General features: G+C 74.6%; 13 protein-coding genes. 7 read left to right on the forward strand and 6 right to left on the reverse strand.

What is annotated here, in order from left to right; all coding sequences use genetic code 11:
• Nucleotides 1-234: 234 nt before the first annotated feature.
• Complete coding sequence (locus FB380_RS19250; protein ID WP_166756903.1) at nucleotides 235-729, reverse strand: PH domain-containing protein; 495 nt, start codon at nucleotides 727-729, stop codon at nucleotides 235-237.
• 138 nt (nucleotides 730-867) lie between these two features.
• On the opposite strand from FB380_RS19250, the gene FB380_RS19255 reads away from it, so the two are divergent.
• The 5 genes from FB380_RS19255 to FB380_RS19275 all read left to right on the forward strand — a co-directional run bounded on the left by FB380_RS19255 (nucleotide 868) and on the right by FB380_RS19275 (nucleotide 6,261).
• Entirely contained in the window at nucleotides 868-2,019 is a 1,152-nt protein-coding gene (locus FB380_RS19255; protein WP_166756904.1) for a uroporphyrinogen-III synthase, read from the forward strand.
• Between the two features lie 213 nt (nucleotides 2,020-2,232).
• Nucleotides 2,233-2,682, forward strand: a complete 450-nt coding sequence (gene cynS, locus FB380_RS19260) for a cyanase (RefSeq protein ID WP_166756905.1) — start codon at nucleotides 2,233-2,235, stop codon at nucleotides 2,680-2,682.
• A gap of 70 nt (nucleotides 2,683-2,752) precedes the next feature.
• Nucleotides 2,753-3,631: a formate/nitrite transporter family protein gene (locus tag FB380_RS19265; RefSeq protein WP_166756906.1), complete on the forward strand. Its 879-nt coding sequence runs from the start codon at nucleotides 2,753-2,755 to the stop codon at nucleotides 3,629-3,631.
• A gap of 280 nt (nucleotides 3,632-3,911) precedes the next feature.
• The gene (locus FB380_RS19270; protein WP_166756907.1) at nucleotides 3,912-5,345 is read left to right on the forward strand and encodes an MFS transporter; all 1,434 of its coding nucleotides are present in this window, start codon (nucleotides 3,912-3,914) and stop codon (nucleotides 5,343-5,345) included.
• A 121-nt stretch (nucleotides 5,346-5,466) separates the two neighbouring features.
• Nucleotides 5,467-6,261, forward strand: a complete 795-nt coding sequence (locus FB380_RS19275) for a hypothetical protein (protein ID WP_166756908.1) — start codon at nucleotides 5,467-5,469, stop codon at nucleotides 6,259-6,261.
• Between the two features lie 47 nt (nucleotides 6,262-6,308).
• On the opposite strand, the gene FB380_RS19280 is transcribed toward FB380_RS19275, so the two are convergent.
• The 4 genes from FB380_RS19280 to FB380_RS19295 form a co-directional block, all read right to left on the reverse strand.
• A complete protein-coding gene (locus tag FB380_RS19280; protein ID WP_166756909.1) occupies nucleotides 6,309-6,656 on the reverse strand; it encodes a helix-turn-helix domain-containing protein in 348 nt (115 codons plus the stop codon).
• 548 nt (nucleotides 6,657-7,204) lie between these two features.
• Nucleotides 7,205-7,612 (reverse strand): Rieske (2Fe-2S) protein, encoded by a 408-nt coding sequence (locus tag FB380_RS19285; protein WP_166756910.1) that lies wholly within the window; start codon nucleotides 7,610-7,612, stop codon nucleotides 7,205-7,207.
• Nucleotides 7,609-10,149 (reverse strand): nitrite reductase large subunit NirB, encoded by a 2,541-nt coding sequence (gene nirB / locus FB380_RS19290; RefSeq protein WP_166756911.1) that lies wholly within the window; start codon nucleotides 10,147-10,149, stop codon nucleotides 7,609-7,611. The genes FB380_RS19285 and nirB overlap by 4 nt, the downstream gene beginning before the upstream one ends.
• The gene (locus tag FB380_RS19295) at nucleotides 10,149-12,734 is read right to left on the reverse strand and encodes a molybdopterin oxidoreductase family protein (protein ID WP_229682153.1); all 2,586 of its coding nucleotides are present in this window, start codon (nucleotides 12,732-12,734) and stop codon (nucleotides 10,149-10,151) included. Before FB380_RS19295 ends, nirB begins: the two co-directional genes overlap by 1 nt.
• Before the next feature lie 399 nt (nucleotides 12,735-13,133).
• On the opposite strand from FB380_RS19295, the gene FB380_RS19300 reads away from it, so the two are divergent.
• Both FB380_RS19300 and FB380_RS19305 read left to right on the forward strand, forming a co-directional pair.
• A complete protein-coding gene (locus FB380_RS19300) occupies nucleotides 13,134-13,568 on the forward strand; it encodes a phospholipase D-like domain-containing protein (RefSeq protein WP_166756912.1) in 435 nt (144 codons plus the stop codon).
• A gap of 188 nt (nucleotides 13,569-13,756) precedes the next feature.
• On the forward strand, nucleotides 13,757-13,906 hold the full coding sequence (locus FB380_RS19305; protein WP_166756913.1) for a hypothetical protein: 150 nt from the start codon (nucleotides 13,757-13,759) through the stop codon (nucleotides 13,904-13,906).
• Between the two features lie 196 nt (nucleotides 13,907-14,102).
• On the opposite strand, the gene FB380_RS19310 is transcribed toward FB380_RS19305, so the two are convergent.
• Complete coding sequence (locus FB380_RS19310; RefSeq protein ID WP_166756914.1) at nucleotides 14,103-14,480, reverse strand: VOC family protein; 378 nt, start codon at nucleotides 14,478-14,480, stop codon at nucleotides 14,103-14,105.
• Nucleotides 14,481-14,496 lie beyond the last annotated feature (16 nt).

The raw sequence follows: 14,496 nt of genomic DNA on the forward strand, positions 1-14,496 counted from the left end.
CGCCGGGTTGCCGCAGCGGGCACCCCGGGGCGGGGGTGCTCGTGTGGCCACGCGGGACGGCCGGGGCCGACCTGCGCGATCCGGGGACCTGGGCGCCTGTACGGCGCCAGGTGGGAGCGGGCTCCTCTTTGGTCAGTGGCCGACGATCTCTGCAGAACGCCGACCGCTGTGGTTCACGCGCCTCGATGTAGCGGGGGGAGGCGCACCCAGACTACAGCGCCGGGGCCCCCGCCGTCATTCCCGGGGGTACAGCAGCTCCTCGTGCGGCACGGGGTTGCGTGCCTGGTGGTCGGCGAGCAGCGCCCGCAGGCCACGGACGGCGGCCAGCGCGCGCTCCCCGTCCGCTGCCTGGACGGCGCCGATGGCCACCTCGTCGTCGTTGCTCAGCAGCAGGCTGGCCCACGGCGAGTGCTGGTCGAACCGCACCGCGCGCACCGCCGACCACGGCACCTCGTGGTTGATCACGACGTTGCGGATCCGCACCCCGGAGTCGTCGGCGTCCACCCGGGACCGACCCAGCAGCAGCACGCCGGCGCCCATGGCCAGCCCGAGCCCCACCATGGCGACCTGGTCGGAGGTGTGGAAGGAGACCACGCCGGTGGTCGACTCCTTCAGCAGCAGGGCGACGATGCTCATCACCAGCACCAGGCCGGCGGCCATCAGCGCGGTGATGATCCGCAGCCGGCGTGGGACGGCGGAGACCGGGCGGGGCGTGGGGTCGGCGGGCACGTCACCATCCTGCCCGCTCCGGACGGCCCCGCGCAGACGCGCAGGTGGGGACGCCGACCGCGGCCACGGCAGCCCGGTCGTGGCGGGCGTGGGGCAGCGCGTCACACGGATGGAACACCGAGGACGCACCATGGACGGGTGACCGACAGCCAGCTCGACCACCCGGTGGCCAGCCCTGCCGGAGACGCCTCGGTGCCGGACCTGTTGCCGCTGGCCGGCTACACGGTCGCGGTCACCGCCGCCCGCCGCAGCGAGGAGCTGGGCGCGCTGCTGGACCGCCGGGGCGCCCGGGTGCTCTACGCCCCGGCGATCCGGATCGTGCCGCTGTCCGACGACGCCGACCTGGTCGCCGCCACCCAGGAGGTGCTGGCCGAACCGGTCGACCTGGTGGTGGCCACCACCGGGGTCGGGTTCCGCGGCTGGCTGGAGGCCGCCGAGGCCTGGGACCTGCCGCTGCGCGAGCACCTGGCCACCGCCCGGGTGCTGGCCCGTGGACCGAAGGCCCGCGGCGCGATCCGCGGGGCCGGCCTGGTCGACGCGTGGTCACCGGAGTCGGAGAGCTCCGCGGAGGTCCTCTCGCACCTGCTGTCCGGTGCCGAGGGCCCGCTGCCCGGCCGCCGCATCGCGGTGCAGCTGCACGGTGACCCGCTGCCCGAGCTGGTGGCGGGGCTCGTGCGGGCCGGCGCCGAGGTGGTCAAGGTGCCGGTCTACCGGTGGGTGCTGCCCGAGGACACCGCTCCCCTGCGCCGCCTGGTGGCGGTGATCGCCGCCCGCGCCGTCGACGCGGTCACCTTCACCAGCGCCCCGGCCGCGGCCAGCCTGCTGCAGGTGGCCGAGGAGGAGGGCGTGTACGCCGGCGTCCTCGGTGCCCTGACCGACGCGGTGCTGCCGGTCGCCGTCGGCCCGGTCACCGCCGGCCCGCTCGAGGCGGCCGGCATCCGCACCGTCCAGCCCGAACGGGCCCGGCTCGGTGCGCTGGCCCGCTCGGTCGTCGCCGAGCTGCCGGCCCGGCACCCGGTGCTGCACTCCGGCCCGCACACCCTGCAGGTGCGCGGACACGCCGTCGTCCTGGACGGCCGGCTCGTGGAGCTGGCGCCGGGACCGATGGCGGTCCTGCGCGCGCTGGCCCGCCGTCCCGGCGTCGTCGTCTCCCGCGCCGACCTGCTGGGCGAGCTCTCCGGGGGCGGCGACGCGCACGCCGTGGAGATGGCCGTGACCCGGCTGCGCGCCGCCCTGGGCGCGCCTGTCGTGCAGACCGTCGTCAAGCGCGGCTACCGCCTCGCCGTCTGACCCGCTCGCCGTCTGACCCCCTGGCCGTCTGACCCGCTCGCCGTCCGGGGACGGACGCGTGTCCGCGGCCTCACAGCGAGGGCGACGGGCCGGTGCGGTGGTCGTTCCGTACGGGTCATGCCGGCGCTCCGCCGTCGAAACGCCTCGTCCCTAGCGTTCGGGCTGCCCGGCCGGAGCGCCGGGTGACCTGGCCGAACGCACCCGAGGAGCTCGATGACGCCCGTCCTCCCGAAGTCCGACGCCGCCGCTCTGGTGGTCGCCGCCCGGATCAGGCGGGGCCTGACCTGGGCCCGGCTCGCCGAGGAGATCGGTGCACCGGTCGTCTGGACCACCGCCGCCCTGCTGGGCCAGCACCCGATGACCGCGGAGCAGGCCCGGTGCGCCTGCCGGCTGCTGGGCCTGGACGAGAGCGTCGAGGAGAGCCTGCGCCTGCAGCCCGCCCGGGGCGCCGACCCGGCGATGCTGGCCGACCCGACGGTCTACCGGTTCCACGAGGCGCTGTCGGTCTACGGGCCGGCGCTCAAGGAGCTGATCCACGAGGAGTTCGGCGACGGGATCATGAGCGCGATCAACTTCCGCGTCGACGTCGCCCGCCGGCCCGACCCGGACGGCGACCGGGTCGTCGTCACCTTCGACGGGAAGTTCCTGGACTACCGGTGGTGACCGGGCTCCCCGCTCCGCCGCGCGCCGCCGCGCGCGCCGCCGTCCCTCCCCCACAGCCGAGGAGCACCCCATGTCCTACGTGAGCCCCAAGGACTTCACGACCAAGATGATCGACGCCGGTGAGGCGAAGGTCTTCATGGCCACCCGCGACACGTTGATCCGCGCGTTCATGGCCGGGGCGATCCTGGCGCTGGCCGCGGCCTTCGCCGTCACCGTGACCGTGCAGACCGGGCAGCCCATCGTCGGGGCGCTGCTCTTCCCGGTCGGCTTCTGCCTGCTCTACCTGCTCGGCTTCGACCTGCTGACCGGGGTGTTCACCCTGGTGCCGCTCGCGCTGTTCGACAAGCGGCCCGGCGTGACCGTGCGCGGCATGCTGCGCAACTGGGGGCTGGTCTTCACCGGCAACTTCCTCGGCGCGTTCACGGTCGCGGTGATGATGGCGGTGATCTTCACCTACGGCTTCGCGATGCCCCCGAACGAGGTCGGGCAGGCGATCGGCACGATCGGTGAGGGCCGGACGGTCGGGTACGCCGAGTACGGCGCCGCGGGGATGCTGACGCTGTTCCTGCGCGGCGTGCTGTGCAACTGGATGGTCTCCACCGGCGTGGTCGCGGCGATGATGTCGACGTCGGTGTCGGGCAAGGTCATCGCGATGTGGATGCCGATCCTGCTGTTCTTCTACATGGGCTTCGAGCACTCGATCGTCAACATGTTCCTGTTCCCCTCCGGCCTGCTGCTGGGCGGCGACTTCTCGCTGGGCGACTACCTGGTCTGGAACGAGATCCCGACCGTCATCGGCAACCTGGTCGGGGGCCTGACCTTCGTCGGGCTCACCCTCTACGCCACGCACGCCCGCACCGGCGCCGCTCGCCGGCCGGTCCTGCCGGTCAGCGATCTCCCCCGGGACGCCGCCGTCCCGGCCGACACCACGCCCGTCGGGGCCCGCTGACACCTGACCCGCGCTGCTCGGACGACGAGGCGGTCCCCCACCCGGGGGGCCGCCTCGTCGCCGTCCGGCGTCAGCAGCACAGGTCCGGTCGGGTCGTGCCCCGGCCCCGCGCCAGGGGGTCACCGAGCCTCACAGCGCCGTCCGACCGCCCGTGCGGGGCATGTACCGCACCGGTCACGCCGACGCGGTCGTGCGGAAACGCCCTGTTCCTAGCGTCGTCCCCGGCGCCGTCCCAGCCGGGCGGGCGCCCGCCGACCGGCCGCTGACCAGGGATGACCTCATGACAGAGACCCAGCTCCACCGTCCGGGCGCCCCCGCCGCCGCACCCCCCGCCGGGGCGTCCCCGGCGCCCCGGGGCGGCCGGTGGATCGACGAGTACACACCGGAGGACCCGGCGTTCTGGGCCTCCCCGCAGGGCAAGCCCGTCGCCCGCCGGAACCTGGTGTGGTCGGTGCTCGCGGAGAACATCGGGTTCAGCGTCTGGCAGATGTTCAGCGTCGCCACCGCCGTGCTCGCCTCGATCGGCTACGGCTTCACCAGCGACCAGCTGTTCTGGCTGGTGGCCACCGCAGGTCTGGTCGGCGCGATCATGCGGGTGCCCTACACCTTCATGCCGGCGCTGCTCGGCGGCCGGAACTGGACGGTCGTCAGCGCGGCCCTGCTGCTGGTGCCGGTGACCATGCTCGTCATCGCCGCGACCACCGGCCAGCCGTACTGGTTCTGGGTGCTGACCGCGATCACCTGCGGCTTCGGGGGCGGCAACTTCGCCTCCTCGATGGCCAACATCTCCTTCTTCTACCCGGACAAGGAGAAGGGCTTCGCCCTCGGCCTCAACGCCGCCGGCGGCAACATCGGCGTGGCGATCATCCAGCTCGTCGGCCCGCTCGCCGTCACCGCCGGCACCATCGCGGTGATCGGCGGGGCCACCGGGACGACGGAAGGCGGCGACGCCCGGTACGTGCAGAACGTGGCCCTGATCTGGGTCCCGTTCATCGTGCTCGCCGTCGTCGGCGCCTGGTTCGGGATGAACAACCTGTCCGGGGCGAAGGCCAACATCGCCGACCAGGCCGCGATCGCCCGGCGCAAGCAGACCTGGATCATGTCCTTCCTCTACATCGGCGCGTTCGGCTCGTTCATCGGGTTCTCCGGGGCGTTCCCGCTGGTGCTGGCCAACGAGTTCGCCGCCGACACCTACCGCTACGCCTTCCTCGGGCCCCTGGTCGGCTCCCTGTCCCGGCCCTTCGGCGGGTGGCTCGCCGACCGGGTGGGCGGCGCGAAGGTCACGATCGTCACCTTCATCGGCCAGGCCGTGGCCATCGGCGCCGCCATCGCCGCGCTGGGCGCCGGCAGCTTCGGCGGGTTCCTGGCCAGCTTCCTGGTGCTGTTCGCCGTCGTGGGCATGACCAACGGGTCGACCTACCGGATGATCCCGATCATCTACCGGGCCGAGGCCGCCGCGGCGCACTCGGCCGACACCCCCGCCCAGGTGCTCTACCGGGCGCGGCGGGACACCGCCGCCGCCGTCGGCATCATCTCCGCGGTCGGCGCACTGGGGGCGGTGTTCATCCCGCGGATCGTGTCGGAGTCCTACCTCGCCACCGGCAGCGTGGTGACCGCGCTGGGCGCCTTCTGCGGCTTCTACATCGCCTGCGTCGCGGTGACCTGGGCCGTCTACCTGCGCCGCGGCACGCTGATGCAGCAGGCCGGCGTCTGACCCGCTGTCCCCGGCCGCCCCGCACCTGCCTCAGGTGCGGGGCGGTCGTCGGCTGCCCCGCGGTGGTGAGACGGGACCTCCGCCAGGTGCAGCACCACCCGCGGCGGGCCATGATCACCGCGTGAGGGAACCCATCGGCGACGAACGCGTGCCCGGCCGGGACCTGGTCGAGACCGGGGACCTGGTCGCCGGGTCGATGAGCCGGGCCGTCGCCGGGCTGCTCTTCGAGCCCGACACCAGCCCGCTGCAGCTCGACGAGCGGCTCGCCGCCTGCCTCCGGGACGCCGCCACCTCGGCCGCCGAGCTGCCGCTGACCTGGGAGCGCGCCCGGGCCGGCGCCGTCCTGGCCTTCGCCGCCGAGCTGTCGGTCACCCGCGCCCACCAGGGCCGCCCGGTGCGCGGCGACGGCTTCTTCAGCGTGAGCACCGCGGCCCGGTCGGCCGCCGAGCGGCTGGTCGAGGACGTCGTCCAGGCGGCCCGGCAGACCACCGAGGAGCGCCGGGTGCGGCACCTGGGCTACCTGGTCGCCGAGGTGGTCGTCTCCCCCGACATCGACATGGCCCTCGCCGCCCGGGCACTGCAGCTGGCCGAGTCGTGCAGCTGGCGGCAGCTGGTCTTCCTGGCCGCCGTCGGCCGGCGCGACCGCGCCCCGCTGCCGCTCGGCGCCCTGGAGGACGACCCGCGCGCCTGGCGGGCCTGGGGCGCCCGGGAGGACGTCGCGGACCTGCAGCGCAGCGGGCTGCTCGACCCGGCACCGGTCGCCTCCCGTCCCGGCGCCGTCCGGCCTCGGCTGCGCCCGGCCGACCTGCGGCTGACCCGCCGCGGCGTGCTGGTGCACCGGCTGCTGGCCCTGAACTTCGTCCGCGAGGACGACGTCACCGCCGCCCTCGCCGACCTCGATCTCCCACCCGCCTGACGGCGCGACCGCCACACCCCGCCCCAGCGGTGATCAGCGGACCTGGCTCAGGGGATCGGCTGCCCGGGGGGCCCGGTCGGCCCGACCGCGGACCGCACCCCGATGCCCGACCGGGCGTAGGCCGCCGGGGTCGTCGCGATCCACCGGCGGAGGGGCCGGGTCAGGTGCGACTGATCGGCGAACCCGGCTGCGCCGGCCACCTCGGCGGTGGGCATCCCCTCTAGGAGCAGCCGCCGGGCCAGGTCGATCCGCCGTCCGGTCAGGTAGCGGTGCGGTGGCAGCCCGTGCCGCCGGGTGAACGCCCGGACGACGTGGGCCGCGGAGACGCCGAACCGGGCTGCCGCCTCCTCCAGCGCCAGCCCCTCGGCCAACCGGGCGTCCAGCAGCTCGCGCACCCGGTCGGCCGAGTGCGTCGTCCCGCACCGGCGGCGGGCCGAGTGCGTCGTCCCGCACCGGCGGCGGGCCGGTCACGAGCGAGGTGGCCGGCGAGCCCGTGGCACACCGACGCCGGCGGCATCCAGGTTCGGGCGTGCTAGTGCTCTGGCCGCACTGGTGCACCAGAGCACTAGCACCCGGAGGTCGACCTGCTGGGCAGTCCAGGTGGCGGCCTGAGTGGGTGAGCGTCGGCCAGCCGCGCGGGGTCAGCCGCCGGGTCCCGAGCGCGTCATCGTGAGCGCTGACTGCCGCAGCAACCCCGACGCGGCGGGACCCGAGGGTGTCCGCGGCCAGGTGGAGCACCGCGTGGTGGAAGCCGCCGGTCGGCTCGGACCGGCCGTCGCGCGGCACGCCCGGCGCCAGCAGGGTGACCTCGGCCCGGGAGACAGCGTGCGGGTACCGGTCCAGGTGTGGCGGGATCGCCCTGATGTCGACCGACAGCTCCATCCAGGTCTCCTGGGCGTGAGCGGGGGTGGACGTGCGCCTGGGAGACCTCGGTCAGGCCGGCTCAGACGGTGACGACGAGGGCGCCGTCCTCGTCGTGGACCGGGAAGAGCCGGACCGGCGGCGCGGCGCCGGTGCAGGTGCCGTCGGACCAGCGGAAGGCGTACAGGTGCAGCGGGCAGACCAGCACGGCTGCGTCGGTCTGCCCGTCGGCCAGCGGGCCACCGGAGTGCGGGCAGGCCGCCTGGGTGGCGTGCAGCGAGCCGTCGCGCAGCCGGAAGACCGCGACCTGGACGCCGCCGGCGACGAACGCCCGGCCCTCCCCCGGCGGCACGTCGTCCACCCGGCCGACGACGTGCGGCACGCCCGCTCCGCCGGCCGCGGGCCCGTCGGTGACCTCGGTGGCCGGCGTCCCGGCCTTCGGCGGTGCGGTGGTCGGCGCCGCGGGGGTGTCGGAGTGGGTGACGCTCATCGGACCGGCACCTTCGGCAGGTCGACCAGCGGCAGCGCGGTGCGGAACTGGCCCGGGGTGGCCGGCTGGGTGCCGTCCTGGCCCCACGGGTCGGTGTAGGCGTCGATCGAGCGCTGGATGCCGGCGTCGAGGTCGGCGAGGACCTCCGCGCTGCCGTCCAGCACCACCGCCTTCACCTGGTCCAGCCCGACCCGCGGCACGAAGTCGTAGGTGCGCTCCAGCCAGCTGGCGTTCTCCCGGTAGTACTGGACGAACCGGCCGGTCAGCTGCATCACCGCCGCGGGCGAGTCGACGGTGGCCAGCAGGTCGCCCTTGCGCACGCTGGCCCCGGCCGCCCCGCCGACGTACACCTCCCACCGGCCGTTGCCGACCGCGACGACGCCGACGTCCTTGACGTAGGCCTCGGCACAGTTCCGCGGGCAGCCGACCACGGCCATCTTGATCTTCGCCGGGCTCTCGATGCCCTGGAACCGGGTCTCCAGGTCGATGCCGAGCTGGGTGGAGTCGCCGAGCCCGAACCGGCAGAAGTCGGTGCCCACGCAGGTCTTCACGGTGCGCATGCTCTTGCCGTACGCGTAACCCGAGGGCATGCCCAGGTCGGCCCACATGGCCGGCAGGTCCTCCTTGCGGACGCCGAGCAGGTCGATCCGCTGGCCGCCGGTGACCTTGATCATCGGCACCTCGTACTTCTCGGCGACGTCGGCGATCGTCCGCAGCTGGGCCGCCGTGGTCACCCCGCCCTTCATCTGCGGGACGACGGAGAACGTGCCGTCGCGCTGGATGTTGCCGTGCACCCGGTCGTTGATGAACTTGGCGTCGTTCTCCTGCTCGTACTCCGCGCCCCACACCAACCGCAGCAGCGAGGTGAGCCCCATCTTCGACTTGGCGTCCTCCTCCCCGCCCGGGGCCAGGGCGGTGAAGACGGCGGAGACGCTCCGCAGCTGCTGGTCGCGGATGGCGGCGATCAGCTCCGGCTTGGCCAGCGGGATGCCGGGCACGTACCAGCTCGCCGAGGCGTCCTCGGTCACGTCGCCGTCGGCGGCCCACTCGACGACCTGCTTCACCAGCAGCTTGCAGGAGCCGCAGCCCTTGCCGGCGCGGGTGGCGTCCATGCAGCCGCCGACGCTGGTGGTGCCGGCCTTGACGGTGTCGACCAGCGCCTGCTTCGTGACGCCGTTGCAGTTGCAGACCTGCGAGTCGCCGGGCAGCTCCGCGACGCCCACCTCCGCCGCCCCGTCGGAGAGGTCGACGAGCAGGCGGATCCGCTCGGCGGGCAGCGGGGTGCCCCGGTCGAAGGCCTGGGTCAGGAAGGCGACCTTGCGGGTGTCGCCGAGCAGGGTCGCGCCGATGAGCTTGTCGTCCCGGACGACGACCGACAGGTGCACCCCGCGGCGCGGCTCGGAGATGACCAGGAACTCGTCGGTGTCCCGCTCGGGCCGGTTGATGCCCATCGTGGCGACGTCGACGCCGGCGACCTTGAGCTTCGTCGCCGTCCGCGAGCCGTGGTACTCGGCGTCCGGGTCGGTGCCGGTGAGCAGGTCGGCGAGCACCCGGGCCTGCTCCCAGACCGGGGCGACCAGCCCGTAGAGCTCGCCGCGGTGCTGGGCGCACTCCCCCACCGCGTAGACGTCGGGGTCGTCGGTGCGCAGCTGGTCGTCGACGACGACGCCCCGCTCGACCTCCAGGCCGCTGAGCAGCGCGACCTCGGTGACCGGCCGGATGCCCGCGGCGATGACCAGCATGTCGGCGTCGATCGCCCGCCCGTCGGCCAGCACCACGCCGCGCACCCGGTCCGGGCCGATCGCCTCGGTGGTGCGGGTGGCCAGGTGGACGGTGATGCCGAGGGCCTCGACGCTGTGCTCCAGGATCGCCCCCGCCTCTGCTGAGAGCTGCTGGTTCATCAGGTGGGTGCCGGCGTGCACGACCTCCACCTGCAGCCCGTGCCCCTGCAGCGCGCGGGCGGCCTCCAGGCCGAGCAGCCCGCCGCCGACGACGATGGCCCGCTCGTGTTCGGCCGCAGCCGCGAGCATCGCCCGGGTGTCGTCGATGGTGCGGAACCCGAAGACACCGGGCAGCAGCTGCTCGTCGGCGGTGTACAGGCCGGTCATCGGTGGGATGAACGAGCGGCTGCCGGTGGCCAGGACGAGCTGGTCGTAGCCGGTCGTCGTCCCGTCGGCGGCGTAGACGATCTTGGCGTGGGTGTCGATCCGGTCGACCCGCACGCCGGCCCGCAGCGTCACGCCCTGGTCGGCGTACCAGTCGTGGCTGTTGAGCACGATGTCGTCCTCGTGCTCCTCCCCGGCCAGGACGTGGCTGAGCATGATCCGGTTGTAGTTGCCGTGCGGCTCCTCGCCGAACACGGTGATCGCGAACTGCTCGCCGCCGCCGCGCTCGAGCACCTCCTCGACCACCCGCGCCCCGGCCATGCCGTTGCCGACGACGACCAGCCGCTGCCGGGTGTCCACGCCGTCGGCGTCGTCCATGGCGAAGTGCAGCGTGCTCACGCCGGCCGGGCGCCCACCCAGGACGGCCGTCATCAGACCTCCACCAGGCCCAGGTCGAGCACCAGGTCGCCGGTGACGCCCACCGGTGCGGCCGCGTGCAGCTCGACCACGGTGCCGCCGTCGAGGTCCTCGACCACCCGCAGCGGCACGTGGCAGTCGCCCTTGGCGCCGATCGGGAACCAGCGCATCGGCTGGCCGTCGCGCACCAGCAGCACGTAGACGAGCTCGTCGGTGGAGTTGCCGCCACGGAAGTAGAGCGCCTGTGCGCTCTTGCCCTCGGGGACCTGGTAGCGCAGGGCGGGGTCCAGCGGGCCGGGCTTGCCCAGCCCCTCGCCGGTGATCGGGTAGACGCCGTTCAGGAAGCGCGGGGTGCTCTTCACGCTGGTGGTCCTCCTCCGTGACGGGGCGTGCGGGGTGTGGGCCGTCGGTCGGGTGTGCGGGCCGGGCTGGGGCTGGGTGGCCGGTTCCGGCGGCGGGAGCCGCTCCTCGGGCTCGCCGACCCGGGAGACGGCGACCGCGCAGACCTTGAAGGCCGGCATCCGGCTGGTGGGGTCCAGCGCCGGGTCGGTGAGCGCGTTGGCGCTGGAGCCGCCGCCCCAGTGGAACGGCGCGAAGACGACGTCCGGGCGGATCGCGTCGGTGATCAGTGCGTGGAAGCGGGCCCGGCCGCGCCGGGTGGCGAGCTCAACGACGTCGTGCTGGCCGATGCCGAGGGTGCGGGCCAGGTCGGGGTGCAGCTCCGCGCGCGGGGTGGGCGCGACCAGTTGCAGGCTGCGGGAGCGGCGGGTCTGGGTGCCCGACTGGTACTGGGCGAGCACCCGGCCCGTGGTGAGCACGTAGGGGTACTCGGCGTCGGGGCGCTCGTGGGCGTCGACCTGCTCCACCCGCCAGAACCGGGCCCGCCCGTCGGGGGTGGCGAACCGCTCGGTGAACAGCCGCGGGGTGCCGGGGTGCTCGGCGGCCGGGACGGGCCAGAACAGGCCCTGCTCCTCGTCGATCCGCCGGTAGGTGATGCCGGAGTAGTCGGCCGGCCCACCGGCGCTGGCCCGGCCGAGCTCGGTGAAGACGGTCTCGGCGTCCCCGCTGAAGCCCGCCACCCCCAGCCGGCCGGCCAGCTCGGCGAGCAGCTGCAGGTCGTCGCGGACGCCGGCGGGTGGGTCCATCGCCCGGCGGCGGCGGAGCACCCGGCCCTCCAGGTTGGTCATCGTCCCCTCCTCCTCCGCCCACATGGCGCTGGGCAGCACCACGTCGGCGAGCTCGGCGGTCTCGGAGAGGAAGAAGTCGCTGACGGCGAGGAAGTCCAGGTCGCGCAGCCGGCTGATCACCCGCCGGGCGTCCGGCGCGGAGACGGCGACGTTGGAGGCCATCACCAGCAGGGTGCGCACCCCGCCCTCGGTGCCGAGCGCGTCGAGCAGCTCGAAGGCGCTGCGGCCGGGGCCGGGTAGATCGTCGGGGTCGACGCCCCAGACGGCGGCGACGTGCGCGCGCGCCGCCGGGTCGGTGATCTTCCGGTAGCCGGGCAGCTGGTCGGCCTTCTGCCCGTGCTCCCGCCCGCCCTGCCCGTTGCCCTGCCCGGTCACGGTGCCCCAGCCGCTGCCCTCGCGGCCGGGGAGGCCGAGCGCCAGGGCCAGGTTGATCCAGGCCTGGGTGGTGTCGACGCCGCTGCGGTGCTGCTCGGCGCCCCGGGCGGTGAGGACGATCGACCGCCGTCCCCGGGCGAGGGCGAAGACGGTGCGGCGCTGCTGCTCGACCGGCACCCCGGTGAGCCGCTCCACCCGGTCCGGCCAGTACCCGGCGACCCCGGCCCGGACGGCGTCGAAGCCGGTGGTGCGCGCGGCCACGTAGGCCTCGTCGACCAGCCCCTCGGCGATCGCGATGTGCAGCAGCCCGTTGGCCAGGGCCAGGTCGGTGGCCGGCAGCGGCTGCAGGTGCAGCGTGGCGTTGCGGGCGGTGCTGGTGCGGCGCGGGTCGATCACGATGTGCTCGGCGCCGCGCGCCCGGCCGGCGTCGAACCACTGCATCGCCGGGGGCATCGTGTCGGCGGGGTTGCTGCCGACCAGGACGACGACGTCGGCCTCGGCGATGTCGGCCAGCGGGAAGGGCAGGCCGCGGTCCAGCCCGAACGCCCGGATCGCCGCACCGGCCGCCGAGGACATGCAGAACCGGCCGTTGTAGTCGATGGCGCTGGTGCGCAGCGCCACCCGGGCGAACTTGCCGAACTGGTAGGCCTGCTCGTTGGTCAGCCCGCCACCGCCGAAGCAGCCGACCGCGTCAAGACCGTGGTCGCGCTGGGTGGCCCGGATGGCGGCGACCACCCGGTCGAGGGCGACCTCCCAGCTGCTCTCCACCAGCGGGCTGGTGCGGTCGGTGGGGTCGGCGCGGACCAGCGGGCGGGTGAGCCGCTCGGGGTGGTCGAGCAGCTCGGGAGCCGACCAGCCCTTGGAGCACAGCCCGCCGCGGTTGGTCGGGAAGTCTGCGGGCACCAGGGTGGCCGGGCGGTCGCCGGCGGTCATCGTGACGCCGCACTGCAGCGAGCAGTACGGGCAGTGGGTGGCGGTGGTGCGCGTGCCCCCGCCCGGACCCCGGCCGGGGGTGGGCAACGAGACGACTGCGGACACATCTGCGAGCCTGCGGGGGCCCGGTTTCCCGGTGGCGGCGCTCAGGTCAAGGTCGCGTTCCGTCGGTCTCACACAGGAGCGCCGGGGACCGTGCACCGCTCCCCCGTCGCGGCCGGACACGCAGCGAGTGACGGCTCAGCGGGGTCTCCCCGGCCTCGTCGGCCCGCTGGGCTGCCACTCGGTGCGCCGTCCTGCTGGTGCGCCGTCCTGCTGATGCGCCGCCCAGCTGGTGCGCCGTCCTGGTGGTGCGCCGTCCTGGTGGTGCGCCGTCCTGCTGGTGCGCCGCCCTGGTGGTGCGCCGTCCTGCAGGTGCGCCGTCCTGGAGGTGCTGGCCTCCGGAACGGCTGACCACCTACCGTCGGGGGACGCGGTTCCGATCGACAGGCGGGCGGGGAGACGATGCGACGGTGCCTGGTGCTGGCCAACCAGACTCTCGGTGGACCTCGCCTGCTGGACGCGCTGCAGCAGCGGATGGCTGCGCGGGAGCACGAGTTCTACGTCGTCGTGCCCGCCACGCCGGTCGCCGAGCAGGAGCGGGAGCCCGGCGGCGAGGGTGAACCGGCCGACCGGGCCCGCGCCGTGGCCGCCCAGCGGCTGACCAGCGCCCTGGCGGAGATCCGCGGACTCGGGGCGGCCGCGGACGGCGAGGTGGGCGACCGCGACCCGGTGCAGGCGGTCCGCCTGGCACTGCGACGGTTCTCCGCCGACGAGATCGTCGTGTCCACCCTGCGCCGCGGGGCCTCGCGCTGGCTGCGCGCCGATCTGCCGAGCCGGGTGGAGCGGTCCTTCGGGCTGCCGGTCGAGCACGTGGTCGGCGGCTCCGAGGCTGCCTGACCACCCGGCGGCGATGTCCGGCGGCCTCAGCCGTGCCGGCCGGGTGGGCCGGAGCCGGCGGCCTCAGCCCTGCCGGCCGGGTGGGCCGGAGCCGGCCTGGTCACCCAGTGACGTCGGCGTCGGACAGCCGCACCGCCGCGGGCCGGCGGGGCTGGCGGCCGGGCCGGGACTCGGCCAGGCTCTCGGCCATGGAGCAGGAGACCGAGCAGCGACTGGTGCAGGTGGCGACCGACGAGATGCGGGTGCCCTTCTGGGTCGTGCTCGCCGGGGTCGGCGTCGGCTCCTTCTGGACGCTGATGGGCGTCCTCGTCGGCACCCGGGTGGCCCGACGCCGCTGAGCGCCACCCGGCCCCGCCGTCCGGGCTGGTGCGCGAGGACTGGAGTGGGCGCCTGCCCCTCCTGACCGCGGCGATCGGTGCCGGGATCGCCGGGCCCTTAGGCCGGCGGCTGCGCTGGAGCGGCGGATGCGGGAGGGCCGCACGCAGCTGTCCGCGCTCCCTAACCCCCGGCACGCCGCTGTCCCAGGTCGGCCGCTCAGTAGCGGGAGATCTCCACCAGGTTGGCGTCCGGGTCGCGGACGTAGACGCTGCGCATCTCCCCCAGCGCCCCCTGCTTGGTCACCGGCCCGACCTCGACGGGCACCCCGTGCGCCGCGAGCTCGGCCTGCACCTGGTCCAGCGGGTCCTCGGTGACCAGGCAGAAGTCGGCGGTGCCGGTGCCCGCGTGCGCTGCCCGGGGTTCGAACTCGGCTCCGCGCACGTGCAGGTTGACCTTCTGCCGGCCGAACCGCAGCGCGGTCCGCCCCTCACCGAAGGTCTCCACGGTCATCCCGAGCACCTGCGTGTAGAAGGCGACGGTCCGGTCGAGGTCGGCCACCGTGAGCACGAGGTGGTCGATCCGGTCGATGCGCATGCGCTGGTCCTACCCT

Origin of the sequence: Modestobacter marinus, from assembly GCF_011758655.1 — a bacterium.
In the GTDB taxonomy this organism is placed as follows: domain Bacteria; phylum Actinomycetota; class Actinomycetes; order Mycobacteriales; family Geodermatophilaceae; genus Modestobacter; species Modestobacter marinus.